Source organism: Paraburkholderia sp. SIMBA_053 (assembly GCF_046534895.1).
Taxonomy (GTDB): Bacteria; Pseudomonadota; Gammaproteobacteria; order Burkholderiales; family Burkholderiaceae; genus Paraburkholderia; species Paraburkholderia caledonica.
The window spans coordinates 1-298 of sequence record NZ_JAWRXU010000417.1 but is presented as its reverse complement, the minus strand read 5'-3'; the positions used below and the strand labels follow the sequence as shown (position 1 = coordinate 298).

Here is a 298-nt window from a genome sequence, read left to right as displayed (position 1 = left end):
CGAGCTCGACGGCACCTTGCTGCCGGGCGTCGACCTGCGGTTTCGCGAAGGTCTCGTCGAGAACGCCAGCAATCCGCAAGCGCTCTACGACGATCTGAAGGGCTACCTGATGCTCGGCGAGCCGCAGCATCTCGACGCGGACGAACTGGCCGCGCTTGCGCGCGTCGAGTGGCAGCGGCTGTTCCCGCAGGACCCGGCGATTCGCACTGCGCTCGACAAGCACTTCTCCGCCCGGCGATCGAGCGGGTCGGCGGTGCACCGGTCGTGATCAAGCTCCTTGAGGGCACGCAGGGGATCG

The 298-nt window shown here is 67.8% G+C and carries 1 protein-coding gene; it reads left to right on the top strand.

Going from position 1 to position 298, the window contains the following annotated elements; all coding sequences use genetic code 11:
• Positions 1 to 268: ImcF-related family protein (locus SB753_RS36230; RefSeq protein ID WP_410804929.1), on the top strand; the 268-nt coding region annotated here is incomplete at its 5' end.
• Between the last annotated feature and the right edge of the window lie 30 nt (positions 269 to 298).